Here is an 18,828-nt window from a genome sequence, read left to right on the forward strand (position 1 = left end):
AAGTATGAGCGACTATAACCGCCATTTCGTGTCAAATAAGGTAACGAATCTTTACAGGTAAAGGCATGGGAAGTATCGCTACGGAAATTATTGTTACAGAGCAGTGGCCAAAGTCCTCCGCCGTCCGGGTCGGGCTATTCACACTGCTGGCTTTTACCGTGACCCTTCTGCTGACCCAGCAGAACGATCTTTATGGCCTGAATGCTGGGAACCGAACCAAGGGGCCTTCAGACTTCCCGGTTGTCAGAAAGGGAGCCTTGCACCTGACTCTGCTGGAGTGGGAATATTTTCTCGCATCTTCTGTTAACCATGCCTCAGCAGACTCCGAAACAGAATTATCTTCCGCTGAGCTGACTGCAGGGGAAATTGCCAGTCTGGAAAGCCATATGCACCGCCGACTACCCCGCTACCATGAATTATTCCGCATAGTTGCCAGCGAGCACCGGATCGATTGGCATCTGGTGGCTGCCATCAGTTATCAGGAATCCCACTGGCACCCTAAGGCAAAATCTCCAACTGGAGTGCGGGGCATGATGATGCTGACACTGCCCACGGCCAAGGAGATGGGCATTCGCAATCGCCTTGATGCAGAACAAAGTGTTCGGGGAGGGGTTCGTTATCTGGAACAGTTGAAGAGCCGCCTACCGGAAACCCTGCAAGAGCCAGATCGCACCTGGCAGGCTCTGGCTGCTTACAATGTAGGGATTGGGCATTTGTACGATGCAAGAACACTCACTCGAAACAAAGGTGGAAACCCTGACAACTGGGCTCACCTGAGTGAATACCTGCTAAAGCTGGAAGACCCAAAGTGGCACAGCCAGACCCGGTTTGGTTATGCACGAGGCACTGAATCTGTTCAGTATGTTGAGAATATACAGCGCTACTACCGCCATATCTTAACAACCTACGCGCCTAACAATGCTCCCAGCCGCCCCACGACAATTGCCAATAACAGTCGTGCGACTCCTTCCACGCTTTAAGGCTTGCTCTTCTTAAGAATTGCTTTTCAAGGCCTGCCGGGCAGCCTTCTTCATCTTACGCCGTTTACGAAAAAAGTCTGACAGCATAGTTGAGCACTCTTCCGCCAAAACACCTTCCGACATCTCTACAATATGATTCAGGAAATCTTTGCTTAACATATTTTCCCGACTGGAAATCACGCCCGCTTTGGGCTCAAAGGCACCAAAAATCAGACGACGAATGCGACTGTGAACCAGCGCCCCCGCGCACATACCGCAAGGTTCAAGGGTGACATAAAGATCGCAGTCCACCAGCCGGTAATTGCCAATGGTCTGAGCAGCATCTCGTAAAGCAAGAATCTCAGCATGAGCGCAAGGATCACTGCGCCCGATAGGACTGTTATACCCCCGACCAACAATTTTACCCTGATGAACAACCACTGCCCCGACGGGAACTTCACCAACGGCTGCACCTAACCGGGCCAGAGCCAGTGCTTCCTGCATCCAGTGAATATCCTGTTCCTGCATAACGCATCCTGAAATCAAATCAGGGCATTATACAGGTTCAGAGACTTACGGGTGAGATTAGAGCAGAGTCAACTTGCCTTCAAGATGGGGCTTGCCGGAGGTTGAGCGCATAAGGAAAGAGGTTTGGGACTCTTCCTGCGTGTAACTGAATTCCACCTTGGCAGGTAGGAAGACTGGTGTTTTAAAGCTCACGTCAATTTCAAAAGGCTTGTTACCCACCTGGTCAGACAACGCCGCAAGCACACGTGCTTTAGACCACATACCATGGGCAATATGCCGCTTGAAACCAAACAGCTTTGCCGTTGTTGGCCAAAGGTGAATCGGGTTACGGTCTCCGGAAACCGCGCCATAACTGCGACCAAGGCCTGCAGGCAGTGACCAAGTTTGAATTATATCGAAGGATTCTGGGGGCTGACGCTTCTTTTTATCGCCAGAAGATTTGGAAGATCGGCGACTCAGATTCGTGCTTAAACCTTCGTAAACCAGTTCGCCTGATGCTTCGATGCGCGTCAGAATATCAAATTCAAGGCCAGCGTCGACGTCCCGAGCCTCACCAACAGAGCATTCAATATAAAGAAGCTCTCCCTGCTCAACCTGACGATATTGCTTAATTTTGTTGCGCACATGCACAAGCCCCATAGGCTTCAGAGGCATAGTGGGGTCAGTCATCAAACGCATATGCAGTGGAAAAGACAGCACATGCAGGTAGGTTGGTGCCAGAAAACGACTCTCTGAGAAATGACAGATGCGGTCATATTTTTTAGCAACAGCCTTTTCCGCACGAATGCCTGGGACAGCAATTGTCAGCTTTGGCAAATCTCCGGAATGACCTTTCTTAACAGCAGCTTTGCCATACAAAGACAACATGGATGGTAAATTTTGAAGAACCAGAGTTTGCATTTCGGGCATCCTTTTATTTCATCCGCAGCATGTTACTCCGCGCTTTCTGGCAACCATTGGCAGAAAGGACAACCGACAGAGTGACCAATCGCCAGTGACAGAAAACATTAATTGCATTGTCACCAGAGTCAATCACCTCTAAGATAGCCCCTCAGGAGAAAAATAATAACGGGTAGTGCTGCTTTGCAGGCATCCCCATCAAAAAGAACAACTCCAGTAGGGCTGTGATTTATGAGCGAGCTGAGAGATGCAGGCATTCTGGTAAAAATGGCTCATCAGGGCTTTATTAACGCCGGAATCGATGCCAGTGCTATTTACGAGCGCTGCGGCATTACCCGTCGTCATATTGAAGACCCACAGGTGCGTACCCCACACGATGCCCAGACTATTTTCTGGCAAGCCTGTGAAGAAGTAACCGGCGATAAATTTATTGGTCTTCACCTCGGACAGAATGTTCCTGTGTTTCGGGGACAGGTTATCGAGTACTTATTTTTAAGCAGCCCCACCTTTGAAGAAGGGTTAAATCGGGCTCTGAACTATCAACGCCTGTTAAGCGATGCAGTCAGCGCCAAAGTTGAACGTGAAGGCGACAGCTGTATTTTCAGCATTGGCTCCACCAGCGAAAACAGTCAGGACATGCGCCATCTGACCGATGCCATCCTGCTGGGAGCTATTCGCTTTTTCAGCCACCTTACTCAGGACAGTTTCAAACCTCTGTCGGTCACGGTGACCCACGCAGGCGCAGAAGGCGACAACGACGAATATTCAAATATCTTTGGCTGCCCGGTGATATTCAATGGTGAACAAAACGCTATTGAATTCAGCATTAATATTTTGCACTTCCCTTCCCAGCATGCCGAACCTGAGTTGATGAAAGCTCACGAACAGGTTGCGCTGGAGCAGATTGCTCGTCTGGAAAAGCAGGATATTATCGTTGACGTCAACCGGATCATTGGTGAATTGCTTGATTCTGGTGAAGTCAGCCTGGAAAACGTATCGGAACGCCTGGATATGACCGCGCGCTCCCTACGTAGCCGTTTGGCTGATGCTGGCACCAGTTTTAACCACCTGCTGGCAAACTACCGCTGCAACCTGGCAAAGCAACTACTGTCCAGAACAGAAGAATCCATTGATGAGATTGTGTACCTGACAGGTTTTTCCGAACCCAGCACATTCTACCGAGCATTTAAGCGCTGGACCGATATGACCCCTATCGAATACCGGAAAAGTAAAAAGTATATGAGCCGCCAGCTCAGTACAGTTTGATAATTAACACCCCATAAAAAAATAAACCCGGCAATTGCCGGGTTTATTTTTTGAACATCACCGTATTTGGTAATTAAGCGCCGAGCAGAGACTGCCCACAAACACGAATCACATTACCATTTACACCAGTGGAAGCCGGGCTGGCGAAGAAAGCAATGGCTTCTGCCACATCCTGAGGCTGACCGCCCTGGGAAAGAGAGTTCATCCGACGACCAACTTCACGGGTCATCAACGGAATTGCCGCTGTCATCTGAGTCTCGATAAAACCAGGGGCAACCGCGTTAATGGTGATGTTCTTTTCAGCCAGCGGTGCAGCCATAGCTTGAACGTAACCAATGACACCAGCCTTGGACACGGCGTAGTTGGTCTGACCAAAGTTACCGGCTATACCGCTCATGGAAGATACGCAGACAATACGGCCATTTTCGCGCAGCAGATTACGCTCAAGCAGCTCGTCGTTAATACGCTCTTCGGAAGACAGGTTGATATCGATAACCATATCCCACCAGTCAGCTTTCATATTGCCGAGGGTTTTGTCACGGGTAACACCGGCGTTGTGAACAACAACATCCACACCACCAAAATCTTTTTCCAGAGCATCCGCGATAGTCTGTGGAGCATCTGCAGCAGTGATATCAACAGCAATGGCGGTTCCACCCAAGCGAGCAGCAACTTTATCCAGACCTGCCTGAGCCTGAGGCACATCCAGGCAAACAACCTTGGCACCGTCACGGGCCATCACTTCAGCAATGGACTCACCAATACCACGGGAGGCACCAGTTACCAGAACCACTTTATCTGCCAGTGGGCGACCCCAATCAATGACAGTAGTTTCTGTACCGTTGGAAACCTTCAAAACCTGCGCAGAAACATAAGCAGAACGCGGGGAGAGACAGAAACGCAGTGGAGATTCCAACTGAGCCTCAGCACCTTTGCTCACATAAATCAGCTGTACAGTGGTGCCCTTCTTACCAACTTCTTTACCAAGACTTCGAGTAAAACCTTCGAGGGAACGCATGGAAGCAGCTTGGGAAACGCTGGCGCAATCTTCCATCGCCAGACCCAGCACGACAATACGACCGGAGTTCGCCATCTTACGAACGACCGGGCTGAAGAATTCGTGGAGAGCGCGCAATTCAGATGTTGAACTGATGCCTGTAGCATCAAACACCAGACCTTTGAATTTGGTAGCATCTTCGCGGCCAGTGCTGACCTGTGTAACCTTCTTACCAGCGGCTTCAGCAGCTTTCACAACATCGGAAGCTGTGGCTGCGCTTGCCTGACAGCAGATTTCTGCACTGGAATCGGACAGAGTCTTTGCAACAACATCCAGCAGGGAAGAACCAGCGGCTGCACCAACCAGCACCTTACCTTTTACAAAGTCAGCAGCGGCATCATCCTGACGATCCAGCTCCACAGGCGTAGGCAGGCCAAGGCTGCTGAACAGGCTTTTGCCAAATGGCGATGTCGCTATCTTCTGATATCTATCGGACATTGTATTTTTACTCCCTTATTATATTGCGAGGTGTACAGGCCTGCGCTCATTGGCGGCTATTTGAGCAGAGGCTTCGCTCCAGTGAATTGACACACCGAGAGCGGAGAGAGGTCAGAATAGCCAATGTGAGCATAATCACGCACTATACACTGCGTCCCACACAATAAGATGAACCGCAAAGCAGGACAAGCCATGTCTCAGACTGTAAGAAGAGTTGCAATTATCGGGGGCAATCGTCTTCCCTTTGCTCGCTCAAACTCCGCATACTCCCACGCCAGCAACCAGGACATGCTGACCGCAGCTCTTAATGGTCTGGTAAACCGCTACAACCTTCAGGGCGAACAGGTTGGCGAAGTTGTTGCCGGTGCAGTTATCAAGCATTCCCGGGATTTCAACCTGACCCGTGAAGCTGTACTCAGCACGGCTCTTGATCCCAAAACTCCCGCTTACGACATCCAGCAAGCCTGTGGGACAGGCCTGGAAGCAGCCATTCTGGTTGCCAACAAAATTGCTCTCGGCCAGATTGAATGTGGTATTGCCGGCGGTTCTGACACCACTTCCGATGCTCCAATCGGCGTGAATGAAGGCCTGCGTAAAATCCTGCTGGATCTGAACCGCTGCAAAACCAACGGTGAGCGCCTGAAAGTTGCCAGCCGCCTGCGTCTGCGCCATCTGGCTCCATTAGTACCATCCAATGGTGAGCCTCGCACCAAGCTGTCTATGGGTGGTCACACCGAAATCACTGCCAAAGACTGGGGAATCCCACGGGACGAGCAGGATGAAATGGCTCTGGCCAGCCACCAGAATCTGAACAAAGCCTACATGGACGGCTTCTTTGATGATTTGGTAACACCTTATCTGGGTCTGGAACGCGACAACACTATGCGCCCAGATACAACCCTGGAAAAACTGGCCAGCCTGAAACCAGCCTTCGACAAGAAGAGTGGCAAAGGGACTCTGACAGCCGCTAACAGTTCCAACCTGACCGACGGTGCTTCTGTTGTACTGCTGGCCAGCGAAGAGTGGGCCGCTGAGCGCAACCTGCCCGTTCGTGCTTACCTGACTTTTTGCGAAACAGCCGGTGTTGATTTCTTTGGCAAGGAAAGCAGCGAGAAAGAAGGTCTGCTGTTAGCTCCTGCTTACGCTGTCCCCAAGATGCTGGATAAAGCTGGCCTGACTCTGCAGGATTTCGACTTCTATGAAATTCACGAAGCTTTCGCCGCTCAGGTTCTGGCCACTTTGAAGTGTTGGGAAAGCGAAGAGTTCTGCAAAGAGAAGCTGGGTCGTGACAAAGCACTTGGTTCTATTGACCGCAGTAAGCTCAACGTGAACGGAAGTTCTCTGGCAACTGGTCACCCATTTGCAGCGACTGGTGGTCGTATCGTTGCGACACTGGCTAAACTTCTGGAACAGAAAGGTTCCGGTCGTGGTTTGATTTCCGTATGTGCTGCAGGTGGCCTTGGCATTACCGCCATTCTTGAACGCCCCTGACAGCTTTGCGTAATTTGCTGACTTTTCCTTCTAAAAAAGTTACTGCAATGCACCACTTTCTGTCATAACTTCGGTTATGACAGCATTCCTGAAAAAGGCGGACTTGTGTCCGCCTTTTTTATGCTTAACTTCTACTAAGACCTGCATGACACATGGTTGTCAGGTAACCGTTCCAAACAAGATATTGGACATAGAAGAAGCCAGGGAGGATTTCGCCCATGTCCCATCGGCAGAATGTCGAAGAGAACCTGCAGCGCTTTGCCGAAGGTATTGGCCTTGGTGAATTAAAGCTGAACGAGCATGGAGCCTGTGGCCTCTGCTTTGATGACACTCTTATCGTCAACATGGAATATCTGGAAGAAGACGAAGCTCTGGTTTTCGTTTCTGCCGTTAAGCCTGTTGAAGCCCACGCGGCCTGCGAAGATAAAGTGGCTCTGTTTGAAAAGCTGCTCTTTATCAACCTTCAGCATCACAGCATGCAGGGCGCCTACCTTTCCCTGAATCACGATAAGACCGAAGTCTTGCTGATCAGATCTATGACCGCAGCGATTGATTATGGTGCTTTTGAATCCAATCTGGAAAAGTTTGTAAACACGCTTGAGTGGGTTGTGCAGGAAGCCAGCAACACTCAGAGCGATGGTACCGGGCAGCAACCACCAGCGTCTGGCGGCGGTTCAACACCAAGTGGTGGCGGACAGCCTCCATCCCAGCCCGACGGTGGCATGGGCATCATGGTGTAAGCCAGTTAGAACAACAGATTCCCCACTCATAGCGCCCCGCCGGGGCGTTCTTTTTTTGTAGCCCTCACTCACTCAGTCCAGTCCCCTGCCGATTCAATAGTGATGGCTTTTCTACAATGATAGAAAACCTGTAGTGAACTGGTCACAGGGAGTTTGACCTTGAGCGACAGTGATGCACTCGATTATTTAACAGATGCCCTCCAGAGCGCGGTAGATGGCAGTCGACTGGTCGATATTCGCGGCCGGGTGACCGAAGTTCAGGGGATGATCATCAAGGCCGCAGTTCCCGGGGTTAAAATTGGTGAGCTCTGCGAACTGTTCACTCCCGGCGAAGATGATATGAATTACGCCGAAGTGGTTGGTTTTGAAGGTTATGATGCGGTTCTTACTCCACTGGGAGATATGCTGGGCATCTCTTCTAACACCGAGGTAATCCCCACCGGCCGGGTTCATCATGTCGCCGTTGGTTCACACCTTCTCGGCAAAGTACTTGATGGTATGGGCCGTCCTCTCCATGCAGACCCTGATGAACAGGTTAATCCGGAAGCTTGGTATCCGGTTTACGCCAATGCCCCTGACCCTTTGACCCGTAAAATTATCGACCAGCCACTTCCTTTGGGACTGCGGGTTCTGGATGGAATCCTGACCTGCGGTGAAGGCCAGCGGATGGGTATTTTCGCAGCAGCCGGTGGTGGTAAGTCCACCCTGCTCTCCATGCTGGTAAAAGGTGCCGAAGTGGATGTCACCGTTCTTGCACTGATCGGTGAACGGGGACGGGAATTAAGAGAATTCCTGGAACATGATCTGGGGCCGGAAGGTATTAAAAAATCAGTCACCATTGTTGCCACATCAGATAAATCATCCATGGAGCGGGCAAAAGCTGCTTATACCGCTACAGCCGTTGCTGAATATTTTCGTGATCAAGGAAAACGGGTTTTACTTCTTATGGATTCCGTTACCCGTTTTGCCCGTGCTCAGCGGGAGATAGGTCTGGCCGCAGGCGAACCTCCCACACGTCGAGGCTTCCCACCTTCGGTTTTCGCAACTCTGCCAAAACTTATGGAAAGAGCCGGAATGTCAGACAAGGGCTCAATCACCGCCCTCTATACCGTACTTGTGGAAGGTGACGATATGTCGGAACCCGTGGCTGACGAAACCAGATCCATCCTCGATGGACACATTATCCTTTCGCGGAAACTGGCAGCAGCAAACCATTATCCAGCCATTGATGTTCTCGCGTCTGCCAGCCGGGTTATGAACAATATTGTGGATAAGGATCATATCGGTTCCGCGGGTAAAGTCAGGGAGCTGATGGCAAAGTTTGAAGAGATTGAACTGCTGGTTAAGGTTGGTGAATACAAACAGGGCGCAGACCCTCTGGCGGACCAGGCGCTGGCCAAGATTGAATCGATTCGCACCTTCCTCAAACAACGTACTGACGAGCTTTCTGACTTTGATACCACGGTTCAACAACTACATCAGTTGATTCGTTGAGGTTCTGAAGCATGCTGGACGACCTGTTGAGGATAAAACGAATCCGGGAAAAATCGGCAGAAGATGAAGTGAGAAAATGTCGTTACCGGGTTGAAGTCGCCGTTCAGGATATTGAGAAGAAAAAACAGGAATTCATTGACTATAAAGAGTGGCGTTATCAAGAAGAGCAGAGACTCTACGATAATATTATGAATACCGAGGTAAAACAGTTTGACCTCGATATTCTCAAACAGAAGGTTGCCAAGCTCAGAGAGCAGGACCTGGTTCTTCAGGAAGCCATCAAAAAAGCCGAAGAGCATCTTGAAGAGTGCAAAAACCAGCTTGAAGAGGCTCGTCAGGCTCACGCCAAAGCTACTCAGGCTGTACAGAAATTCGAAGAGTTTACCGATGTACTGAACCAGGAAGCGGCCAAGGAAAAGGCCCGTCTGGAAGAGCTGGAACTGGAGGAGTTTACTCCCCGCAATCGTCACTGAGGAAAGGAAGCCATTATGAGCAGTGTACAGGGACCTGCCAGCACTCCACAGCAATCCGGCCCATCTGAGAATGGACGCGCCGGACAAAATGACCGCGCCCAGGAAAAAGAAGCCGAACGTAACAGTGGTGAGTTCGATGACGCCCTGAAAAAGAAAAAGGGCGATAAAGGTGATGTTCGGGGCAACGATGCCAAGAAAGACGGCCTGGAAGATCTCTTCAAAAACCTTCATTCCAAAAAGAAAGATAAAAAGGACGAAGGCGATGCAATGGCGCATGGTGATGCCGCCAAAACCATGGAAGCCCGTATGGGTAAAACCGCTGAAGTACAGGGCGTGGATAATAAGCAGATGGTCGACAAGATTGACAAGATCGTCGACAAGATCATGGTTAGTAACGCTTCCGATGTTAAGGCGGTCAAAGTCGATTTCAAGAACGATATGTTGCCCGGTACGGAAATGATGATCCGCAAGGATGCCACCGGCAAGATGTCTATCGAGTTCACTACTACCTCTGCAGAATCCTTTAACTTCCTGAATAAGGGAGAGCAAGCTTTGATGGATACTCTCAATAAAAAAATGGGGGGAGACATTGAGGTCAACATCAAGATGCAGGGCGGTGGAGCTGATCAGGATACCGGTGACGGACGCTCCCGTGAGCAGTATTTTGCCGAAGATAATGATGATGAAGCAGATAGCTAAGGGCTCTGAATAATCATGTCTATCCAGCCATTTGCTTACAAGCCCCTGTCTCATCAGCAAGCACTGCTGAACAATCTTGTAAGTGGTTCTGCCGGCCAGCTGCAGAGCCAGATTAATGGCCAGCCCTGTGCAGTCAGCCTGACGCCGGTGACTGCAGCACGCCAGTTTGATCTGGAATTTCAAATCTCTGTAGATGGTCTTCCCGTACGGATACAAGTTACCCGGGATCTGTTTGCTGATATGGCCATTGGCGGAAGCCCTTTATCAGATTTACTTGAGCAACTGCCCGATGATCTTCGCCTTGGTTGCGCGACCATGGCCATTGACCGCCTCTTGGGCGACCTTCGCGCCCTTCTACAAAAAGATTTACGCCTTAACCGGGTATCACGCAGTGATCATATTCCCGAAGGTACGCCTTGTCTGGGCGTTGCCTTTCAGGGACAAAGCCGGGTTTCCAGTGGCCTTCTGGTTGTGAACGATCAGATCAACAGCATGATCAGCACCACTCTGGGTACAGCTCAGGCGCTGCCTGCCGATCATTTAGCCATGCCTCTTGCTGTTGAGGTCGGTCATACGATGCTTTCGGATACCCGACTGGGACAGCTTGCAACTGGCGATATCGTGCTACTGGATCGCTCCTGGTACAAAACCGGCAAGTATGTATTTCTCAGGATGTCGGAAAGCACGGGATTTATCGCAGAGATCAGCGGTTCTCAGATCACGCTGAAACAGAGGGTGGAGAACAGTATGAGTGACGACTTCGATGATTTTGATGATCTGGATGATGATCTGGATCTCGGCGATGACTTTGATGACGATGATGACCTGGGGCTTTCTGACACACCACCTCAGGCCGCCGCACCTCAGCCACAGCAAATGGCTGCCCAGCCCCAACAACAAATGGCTCAGCAGCAGATGGCTCCACAGCAGGCCGCCCCTCAACCTGCAGCAGCACCCACGCAACATGTGAACCATCAGGATATTCAAGGCTTACCAGTGAAGCTGGTTTTTGATGTGGGCAACCACGAACTGACTGTTGGTGAAATGGGACGTCTTGGACCAGGTTACACCTTTGAGCTGAATAGAAATATCGCCAGCCCTGTCACCATGAAAGCCAATGGCAAAGTCTTTGCCGAGTGCGAACTGGTCAATATCAACAATCAGATTGGCGCGCGTATTACCAAGCTTCTTTAAACGCATTACACACTGAGCAGTACACAGGATAACCGGGAAAAAAGGATCCAGCGATGGAGTTTGATCTCTCATCACCGTTTTACCTGATACTGCCTCTGGCGCTAATGTCACTGGTGCCGTTTGTTGCCATTCTCGGAACCTCGTTCCTCAAACTAGTTGTAGTATTCGGTATCCTTCGAAATGCTACAGGTCTGCAGCAAATCCCCCCAAATATGGCCCTGAACTCTCTGGCGATCATTCTCACCATTTACATTATGGCGCCGGTGGGGATTGAGATGTTTAACATTGTTAAGGATGAGCAGATCAGCATAAAGGATGATTCCTGGCGGGGAGTTTACGAAGCAGGCATTGTGCCCTATCGCAAGTTTCTTATGAAAACCACCACTGACCGGGAACGGCGCTTTTTCCTGAAGACAGCTACTGCGCTCTGGCCACCGGAATATAAAGAAGAACTGGCTCAGGACAGTCTGATGATTCTTGTTCCAGCCTTTGCCGTAAGTGAACTGACCAAAGCTTTTCAGGTGGGATTCCTACTGTACCTGCCATTTATCATTATTGATTTGATTGTTTCTAACATTCTTCTGGCCATGGGTATGATGATGGTATCCCCCATGACTATTTCATTGCCTTTCAAGCTGTTGTTGTTTGTGCTGCTGGATGGCTGGACCCGACTGATACATGGACTCGTACTCAGTTACCAATAGCCAGGGGATCAGACAATGGTTGAAGCAGATGTTCTGACAATGACAGCCAAAGCATTAATGCTGACATTGATTCTATCAATGCCGCCAATTATCGCCGCCGCCGGTATTGGTCTTCTTGTGAGCCTGGTTCAGGCCCTCACCCAGATTCAGGAGCAAACGCTTCCTTTCGCTTTTAAGTTGATCGCCGTAGTTATCAGCATATTCGCCACTGCCCGCTGGATGGGTATTGAAGTGTACAACTTCTCTCTGGCGATCATGAATTACCTGCCGGAAATCTGATATGCCTCCTGAGGTCACGTCAGAAATCAAAGATGTGTTCTTTATATACAGCATGACTATGGTGCGTATGGCTGCGGCCTTTAACTCCATGCCCATTCTGAATAAACAGGTTGTTGGTGGTGCCATGATCCGGAATGGCATCGTAGGTAGTCTGGCCATTTTCATGTTTCCGATGATCTCAGCACAGGAGCCGGAAACCAGCCCAGGCATGCTGATGATTTTCACCATCATTCTTAAAGAAGTGATGATCGGAATGTTTATTGGCTTTATCGCCACTATTCCCTTCTGGGCTCTGGAAGCTGCTGGTTTTATTATCGATAACCAGCGTGGTGCCTCTATGGCCAGCACCATGAACCCCATGTCTGGCTCGGAAACGTCACCTATGGGATTAATGTTCTCCCAGGCATTCACCTGTATTTACCTTATCAGTGGCGTGTTTTTGATTCTGCTGGGCAGCCTCTTTCATAGCTATGAAGCCTGGCCGGTATTTGAGTTCTGGCCAAAGTTGAATCAATCAGCGGTTCTGTTTTTCCTTGGGCAGTTTGATTTAATTATCACGCTGTCCGTCTGGCTCGCGGCTCCGATTATGATCTGTATGTTTATAACAGAATGGGGAATTGCCCTGATCAGCCGCTCTGCCCCCCAGCTCAACGTGTTCATTCTTGCCATGCCTATTAAGAGTGCCGTGGCCGTGGCTATTCTGGTTCTTTATGTGGCAACGGTTATGAAACTTGCGAAGGAAACTGCCGGTGAATTTCCCAGCGTAATGCAGATTCTTGGGCGATATTTAATGTAATACCTTTCGACAAGCGCCAAACTCTTTCTAGATAAGAACAGAACACTATGAGCGGTGAAAAAACCGAAGAACCCACACCGAAAAAGTTGCGCGATGCCCGCAAGAAGGGACAGGTCGCCAAGAGTAAGGAAATTTCTTCCACCGCAGGCATTATCGCCGTTGTTGTTATTATCTGGGCACTCAGCGACTGGTATGTTCAGATGTTTCAGGAGCTGCTGCTCTACCCGGCAGAGTTCTATGAAATGGAGTTTCGTGTTGCCCTGAAGTCCGTTGCTCTGGGCCTGCTCTCAAAAGCCATTCTTATGATCGCCCCTCTGGTTGTGGCCTCCGCCTTTGCCGCAGTTGCTGGCAACGTTGTTCAGTTCGGCATGCTTCTGGCTTTTGAACCAATTAAACCCGACATCAAGAAGATCAATCCTATTCAGGGTGCCAAGAAAATCTTCTCCATCAAAAACGTGGTGGAGTTGGTCAAATCCATTATCAAGATTCTGTTTTTGTCTCTGGTGGTTTATTACGTTATCCGAGGCAGTTTGAATGAACTTATGAACCTGCCCTTTTGCGGCACAGACTGCATTCTTCCTGTACTGGGTTCATTAATGAAAAAGCTGATGCTATTCGCGATTGTCGCCTTCATGGTGATCTCACTTTTCGACTTTATGTTTGAAAAGTACCAGTTCACCAAAGAACAGAAGATGACCAAAGATGAAGTAAAGCGCGAATACAAAGAGATGGAAGGTAACCCTGAAATCAAAGGCAAGAGAAAAGAACTACACCGGGAGCTACTGAACTCAGAAGATAATGTTGCCCAGTCCGACGTTGTGATAAAGAACCCTACTCATATTGCCGTTGGGCTTCACTACAACAAAGCAAAAACCCCGCTACCCATGGTGACCTGCCTGGGCAAACGGAATCAGGCGCAATTCATTATTAAGGTTGCGGAGCGCAACAATATACCGGTTATGGAAAATGTTCCTCTGGCTCACGCACTGTTCAGCCAGTCAGAAGTTTTTGACTACATACCCAGCGAACTTATCACCCCGGTTGCCGAAGTGTTCCGCTGGGTGCAGCAAATGAAACAGGATGAAAACCCTGAGTAAACCCGACCAGCATTACAGAGTATTCAATAGCTGATTGGCTATAGATGTGCTGTAACGGCTCACCAGGTAAGGCACTGTGTCATTCTGATAGTCGATCAGCTTGGGAGAAATAAAGCGCCACTTCTTCATAGCCTGATTCACAGATGCTCTTTCTTCTGGAGTTAAATCCTCTTTCTTAACCAGAGTTTCCAGCTGGTCCGTGACAATATTTGTATGAATATCAATAGTGTCACCGTCAGCATCGGCCAAAATACCGGTGCGGGCATTCCAGTGCGCTGCCAGGCGTGCATAGCGTGAGCCGATTTTTCTTACCAGCACAGCATTACTCAGAATACTGGCCTGGGAGGAAAGCGCCCCTTCTGGAAGAAGCTCTGCAAGACTTTCCTGAAAAGCATCTAGCGCAGCTTCCATATCATTGACTGTATATACAGAAGTAAAACCCTCACTGGCAATTTCATTGGCCTGCACCAATTCAACAAACTGCTCAGCGGCCTCAGAAAAACGACCATCGTCGGATAACAAATCAGAAGTTTGCAGGTTGTTTACCTGGTTCTGGATACGGGCAACAACATCTTCGATATCACCGGAAACCTGCCGGTCTCCCTCGAGCAAGGTGTACATATGGAAAAGTGTACTGGCCTCGTAGGCATCAACCTGCAGGCGGTATACATCATTTATCAGAGATTGGTCTGTTGCAGCTTCAGCGTGAACCTTTCCAAAAGACAGGCATAAAACAATGAAAAGGAATTTCGTCAGTTTTCTCATGACGGCAGATCACTCTTTTTATAATTATTATGCGTGCATCCATGGCGTCCCTGTCCATAACTGCGCCCTGAAAACCATAGTGCCACTCATAGATCAACACTGCAAAGATTGAAAATGTTTCGTAATGAATCTGCAAATGTGTAAATGATCACAAAACAAACAAAAACCACCACAGATATGAGCAATACCGTATTTGTACGGATTAAAACCTCGTTAGAGTCCCTATAGTCTTGCCAAACTTTGCGGATACCGACCCTGAGAACACAGCAAAGGCAGGGTGAAATACTGAAACTACATAATCTTTATTTCTCCGCAGGCTGACAGTTAGTGATCAGGTGTAAGAAACAACTACACCATCTTCACTAAACGAAAGGTCGCACACAATCAGGAACCAGCAACCATTAAGGTTTATATACCTGATGGTCTGGTTACTCCAGACCACAAACCAACACTTCCGATATGCGGCAGGGTTGGCTTGTGGTTTGCCGATTCTGCATACAGCGGCTATAAAACTGACACCTTATTAACGAAGGGGTGCGAAGAACCGGAAGCTCGCCCGTACAGGCTTTGCCTAACCCGCAAGAACTGTCGTCTGTAGCCGGTTTGAACCATCCCGGATTGACAATTCATTGCTACATCTCTGTTAGCAGTACCGGAGCCATCATGCAACAACAACAGGAACCCACTGTATTTATCATTGACGATGATGAAGCAGTTAGAGACTCTCTTAGAATGCTGATGAATTCCGTGGGTCAGAAAGTGGAAGTCTTTGGCTCCCCAGCCGATTTCCTCGAGGCCTACGACGAGAACAGACCCGGCTGCATCGTACTCGACATCAGAATGCCCGGCATGAGCGGCCTGGAACTGCAGAGCAAGCTCAATGACATGCACTGCATTCTGCCAATCATCTTCATCACTGGTCACGGTGACGTGCCAATGGCTGTTCAGGCGATCAAAGATGGTGCCATGAACTTTATCCAGAAGCCTTTCCGTGATCAGGAGCTGCTGGATCTCATTAATGACGCACTGAAATTGGACACTCAACAGCGCGCCGAGCTGCTTGAGCACAAAGAAATCCTGCGTCGCCTGTCTACCCTGACTGAACGTGAGCGCGAAGTTCTTCATCACGTTGTTGAAGGCAAGGCCAACAAGGTTATCGCTGCCGACATCAACCTGAGCCAACGCACCGTTGAAATCCATCGCTCCCGCGTAATGGAAAAGATGGGCACCAAATCTCTGGCTCACCTGGTTCGTCAGGTTATGCAGGTGAAAGATCACCTGAAAGAAGATTTCCGCTTCAAGTAAGTCTCATCCCGGCTCTACCCTCCGGTACTGCCACAAGCAGTACCGGTACCCTCCCCTAAAAGCTCCTGCCACCATAACACTCGGACAAAGTCTAGCGGCTTTGCGCACAGTGCTGGGTAAAAACAACGATAGTCCTCAAACCCCACAGCCCCCTATGATTAACCTGTCGGTGATACCGGAATGAAGGAACATTCAAACCAAAAGAGGTTCCTTGTTTGTAATACCTTGCACCGAAGTTAATTAATCAGGATCTCATTATGAGCAACGCACAAGAGCCATGCGTTTTCCTTGTGGAGAATGACCAAGCCATTACCAGCGACATCATATCCCTTTGCGAGAAGGATCAGCTGACACTGCGCTGCTTTTCATCCTGGGAAGATATGGAGGGCAGTTTAACAAGCCGCTCCCCAAGCTATCTTATTGCATCTAACACGCTAAGCCAGAAGCCGATTTTCGAACGCGTTTCACACATCACCCGTGAAGGTGTGCCTGTGATCATTCTTGGCTCTCAACATGATTTGAATGGTGCCGTGGCATCAATTCAGGCGGGTGCCATCGATTATATTGAAAAGCCTGCAGTCAAAGGCCGTCTGGCGGAACACATAGCACACCTGAGTGCCTGACCCACAGAGTCAGGCAACAGCCAAACTATCAGCCAAACACTTCCCATAGCTATAGAGATTCATCAAGACCTCTCGCTTGTCAGAACTGGCCTCTTCTGACAGCAATGCATCAAGCCGTTCAAAGTAGACCTGAAAATTCAGTACTTCTCCCTGCTCAAGGCGCTGCTTTCTGAACGCCTGCCAGTCAGCTTTTTCCTGGCCATTAAGAGACTCTGGCCAGTTTCTAGCCCGATAGCGAAACAACATTTCTTCAAGCCGATCATCAGCAAAAGGAAGATTTAAACCTGCTAATTCAGCGGGGGGGGTGTTCAAAACCTGAGCCATCAGGTTCCGGTCTTCATTGGAAAAGAAACCGCCGCTATACAACATCAAGTCGGGGTCATCACTTTCCTCACGATCATTACCACTGAAAACTTCTTCCATCTTCAACCGCAGCGCTTTAACAGCCTTACTATCCGCAAACAGCATATCGTAGTGCTTCATACACAGTGACCGATCCAAGCCGATACGCTCACAATCCTCATCCCGCGCCGTCTTCCATGGCACAACAATAGGGCTGCGATTTAAACGAATAGTTTTTACCGGTATACGCTCAACCCCTTCTTCCTGCAAAACCTTTGTGGGAGTAAACATTCGGTGCCGAATATGTTCAGCAGAAAGCTCCAATAACGGTGTGGGATCAACAGACAGGTCATAAACAATCACTTCATTTTTCATTGTCGGATGACCACCCAGAGGAGCCACCATCGCCAAGCAATACTTAGCAGCCGGATACTTCCCGGAAATATGCACCACAGGCTTTGGCCGAAGCGAGATAATATCCAGTTGTTTTCCCACTTGATGCTTCAAACGGTTATTCAACACAAAATCAAAAAGCTGTGGCTGCACTTCCCGCACCAGCCTGGCCATGGCAATGGTTGCCCGCACATCGGACAATGCATCGTGAGCCCCCTCATGGGCAATACCGTTTGCTTTGGTTAACTCTTCCAGCTTAAAGCTATGGGTTCCATCCTCCCGCCTTGGCCAGTTGATACCGTCCGGCCTTAGAGCTGCACACAACCTGATTACATCAATCAAGTCCCAGCGGGAACAACCATTTTTCCACTCTCTGGCATAAGGGTCCTGAAAGTTTCGATAGAGGCTGTGGCGGGTCACCTCATCATCGAAACGAATGGTGTTGTAACCCAGTACACAGGTATTGGGAACGGAGAACTCCTGGTTAATTCTGGAAATAAAAGCCGCTTCACAAACGCCCTTCTCATTGGCCTCATCAGGGGTGATGCCAGTCACCAGACAAGCTTCGGGGTGTGGCAGCTGGTCGTCCGGAAGGCGACAATAGATATTGAGGGGCTCACCAATTTCACGAAAATCACCATCTGTGCGAATACCAGCGAACTGGCAGGGCCAGTCCCGGGCAGGATCGGTTCCGAAGGTTTCAAAATCGTAGAAATAAAAAGATTGCGCCACAGCGGGATTCCATAAGGGAGATAACTGCCACAGCTTATCACCCCATCAGGAGTCCGTTAATCGTCAGAGAAAGAGAAGTAGTGTTGAAGAGCAGAAATCAGCAGGTCGTAATTCACTGTGCTGGTTAAAACGACATAGCCGGAGTCGAAACTTTCAGCATCAATATCCGGGCGACACCACTGGCAGCGGGCATCAAAATCCACATACTTTTTACCAAGCAAAGGCTCAGGTAATACAACACGCATATTAAACTCTGCTTCACACTGCATGCGCCAGCGGGTAATCAGCATCAGTCCATTGGTGCTGATATTACCAAGATAACCCAACTCCCTGCCTGTACGCCGGTTGTACACCTTTAAGTAGCTACTAAGGCTGTCACCATGAAAAGGCAATGGAGCCTGCGTGAACGCTTTTTTTGACATCACCGAAACATCCCTGCTGCATTCGGACAATTTGCGCCACCAGATTTATCTTCATTCTGGAATCTGGAAACATCGTCAGAAACCGGCCTTTCCGCACTAACGCATACTGAAAAGACGATTATTCCGTCGGT

General features: G+C 49.4%; 20 protein-coding genes. 14 read left to right on the plus strand and 6 right to left on the minus strand.

Going from position 1 to position 18,828, the window contains the following annotated elements:
- Window positions 1-65 precede the first annotated feature (65 nt).
- Window positions 66-980: a transglycosylase SLT domain-containing protein gene (locus tag ACY2RR_RS14035; protein WP_490108781.1), complete on the plus strand. Its 915-nt coding sequence runs from the start codon at window positions 66-68 to the stop codon at window positions 978-980.
- 12 nt (window positions 981-992) lie between these two features.
- Here the strand turns inward: ACY2RR_RS14035 and tadA are convergent, their stop codons facing one another.
- Together tadA and ACY2RR_RS14045 are read right to left on the minus strand one after the other, a co-directional pair.
- A complete protein-coding gene (gene tadA / locus ACY2RR_RS14040; RefSeq protein WP_490108782.1) occupies window positions 993-1,487 on the minus strand; it encodes a tRNA adenosine(34) deaminase TadA in 495 nt (164 codons plus the stop codon).
- A 57-nt stretch (window positions 1,488-1,544) separates the two neighbouring features.
- Window positions 1,545-2,387: a MaoC family dehydratase gene (locus tag ACY2RR_RS14045; protein ID WP_490108783.1), complete on the minus strand. Its 843-nt coding sequence runs from the start codon at window positions 2,385-2,387 to the stop codon at window positions 1,545-1,547.
- Between the two features lie 231 nt (window positions 2,388-2,618).
- Between ACY2RR_RS14045 and ACY2RR_RS14050 the strand changes: the two genes are divergently transcribed.
- On the plus strand, window positions 2,619-3,653 hold the full coding sequence (locus ACY2RR_RS14050) for an AraC family transcriptional regulator (RefSeq protein WP_490108784.1): 1,035 nt from the start codon (window positions 2,619-2,621) through the stop codon (window positions 3,651-3,653).
- A 73-nt stretch (window positions 3,654-3,726) separates the two neighbouring features.
- On the opposite strand, the gene ACY2RR_RS14055 is transcribed toward ACY2RR_RS14050, so the two are convergent.
- Window positions 3,727-5,148 carry a 3-oxoacyl-ACP reductase gene (locus tag ACY2RR_RS14055; RefSeq protein ID WP_490108785.1) on the minus strand — a complete coding sequence of 474 codons (1,422 nt, stop codon included), beginning with the start codon at window positions 5,146-5,148 and terminating at the stop codon, window positions 3,727-3,729.
- Window positions 5,149-5,340: 192 nt separating this feature from the next.
- Between ACY2RR_RS14055 and ACY2RR_RS14060 the strand changes: the two genes are divergently transcribed.
- The 10 genes from ACY2RR_RS14060 to sctU all read left to right on the plus strand — a co-directional run bounded on the left by ACY2RR_RS14060 (window position 5,341) and on the right by sctU (window position 14,115).
- Window positions 5,341-6,639, plus strand: a complete 1,299-nt coding sequence (locus ACY2RR_RS14060; protein ID WP_490108786.1) for an acetyl-CoA C-acetyltransferase — start codon at window positions 5,341-5,343, stop codon at window positions 6,637-6,639.
- A gap of 218 nt (window positions 6,640-6,857) precedes the next feature.
- Window positions 6,858-7,379 (plus strand): type III secretion system chaperone, encoded by a 522-nt coding sequence (locus tag ACY2RR_RS14065; protein WP_490108787.1) that lies wholly within the window; start codon window positions 6,858-6,860, stop codon window positions 7,377-7,379.
- A 159-nt stretch (window positions 7,380-7,538) separates the two neighbouring features.
- Complete coding sequence (gene sctN / locus ACY2RR_RS14070; RefSeq protein WP_490108788.1) at window positions 7,539-8,873, plus strand: type III secretion system ATPase SctN; 1,335 nt, start codon at window positions 7,539-7,541, stop codon at window positions 8,871-8,873.
- A gap of 11 nt (window positions 8,874-8,884) precedes the next feature.
- A complete protein-coding gene (gene sctO, locus ACY2RR_RS14075; RefSeq protein ID WP_490108789.1) occupies window positions 8,885-9,346 on the plus strand; it encodes a type III secretion system stalk subunit SctO in 462 nt (153 codons plus the stop codon).
- Window positions 9,347-9,361: 15 nt separating this feature from the next.
- The gene (locus tag ACY2RR_RS14080; protein ID WP_490108790.1) at window positions 9,362-10,045 is read left to right on the plus strand and encodes a type III secretion HpaP family protein; all 684 of its coding nucleotides are present in this window, start codon (window positions 9,362-9,364) and stop codon (window positions 10,043-10,045) included.
- Between the two features lie 15 nt (window positions 10,046-10,060).
- Entirely contained in the window at window positions 10,061-11,239 is a 1,179-nt protein-coding gene (gene sctQ / locus ACY2RR_RS14085) for a type III secretion system cytoplasmic ring protein SctQ (RefSeq protein ID WP_490108791.1), read from the plus strand.
- 53 nt (window positions 11,240-11,292) lie between these two features.
- Entirely contained in the window at window positions 11,293-11,943 is a 651-nt protein-coding gene (gene sctR, locus ACY2RR_RS14090) for a type III secretion system export apparatus subunit SctR (RefSeq protein ID WP_490108792.1), read from the plus strand.
- Window positions 11,944-11,958: 15 nt separating this feature from the next.
- Complete coding sequence (gene sctS, locus ACY2RR_RS14095) at window positions 11,959-12,222, plus strand: type III secretion system export apparatus subunit SctS (RefSeq protein WP_490108793.1); 264 nt, start codon at window positions 11,959-11,961, stop codon at window positions 12,220-12,222.
- Window position 12,223: 1 nt separating this feature from the next.
- Entirely contained in the window at window positions 12,224-13,018 is a 795-nt protein-coding gene (gene sctT, locus ACY2RR_RS14100) for a type III secretion system export apparatus subunit SctT (RefSeq protein ID WP_490108794.1), read from the plus strand.
- Between the two features lie 47 nt (window positions 13,019-13,065).
- On the plus strand, window positions 13,066-14,115 hold the full coding sequence (gene sctU, locus ACY2RR_RS14105; protein ID WP_490108795.1) for a type III secretion system export apparatus subunit SctU: 1,050 nt from the start codon (window positions 13,066-13,068) through the stop codon (window positions 14,113-14,115).
- 12 nt (window positions 14,116-14,127) lie between these two features.
- Here sctU and ACY2RR_RS14110 read toward each other — a convergent pair whose 3' ends face one another.
- Window positions 14,128-14,880 (minus strand): hypothetical protein, encoded by a 753-nt coding sequence (locus ACY2RR_RS14110; RefSeq protein WP_490108796.1) that lies wholly within the window; start codon window positions 14,878-14,880, stop codon window positions 14,128-14,130.
- Between the two features lie 663 nt (window positions 14,881-15,543).
- Here ACY2RR_RS14110 and ACY2RR_RS14115 point away from each other — a divergent pair.
- Together ACY2RR_RS14115 and ACY2RR_RS14120 are read left to right on the plus strand one after the other, a co-directional pair.
- On the plus strand, window positions 15,544-16,185 hold the full coding sequence (locus tag ACY2RR_RS14115; RefSeq protein WP_281645574.1) for a response regulator transcription factor: 642 nt from the start codon (window positions 15,544-15,546) through the stop codon (window positions 16,183-16,185).
- A 257-nt stretch (window positions 16,186-16,442) separates the two neighbouring features.
- Entirely contained in the window at window positions 16,443-16,808 is a 366-nt protein-coding gene (locus tag ACY2RR_RS14120) for a response regulator (protein WP_490108797.1), read from the plus strand.
- A 9-nt stretch (window positions 16,809-16,817) separates the two neighbouring features.
- Here the strand turns inward: ACY2RR_RS14120 and sbcB are convergent, their stop codons facing one another.
- Complete coding sequence (gene sbcB, locus ACY2RR_RS14125) at window positions 16,818-18,275, minus strand: exodeoxyribonuclease I (protein WP_490108798.1); 1,458 nt, start codon at window positions 18,273-18,275, stop codon at window positions 16,818-16,820.
- Between the two features lie 56 nt (window positions 18,276-18,331).
- Window positions 18,332-18,697 (minus strand): hypothetical protein, encoded by a 366-nt coding sequence (locus ACY2RR_RS14130; RefSeq protein WP_490108799.1) that lies wholly within the window; start codon window positions 18,695-18,697, stop codon window positions 18,332-18,334.
- Between the last annotated feature and the right edge of the window lie 131 nt (window positions 18,698-18,828).

The sequence above is a fragment of the Parendozoicomonas sp. 2304DJ65-17 genome (assembly GCF_058148445.1).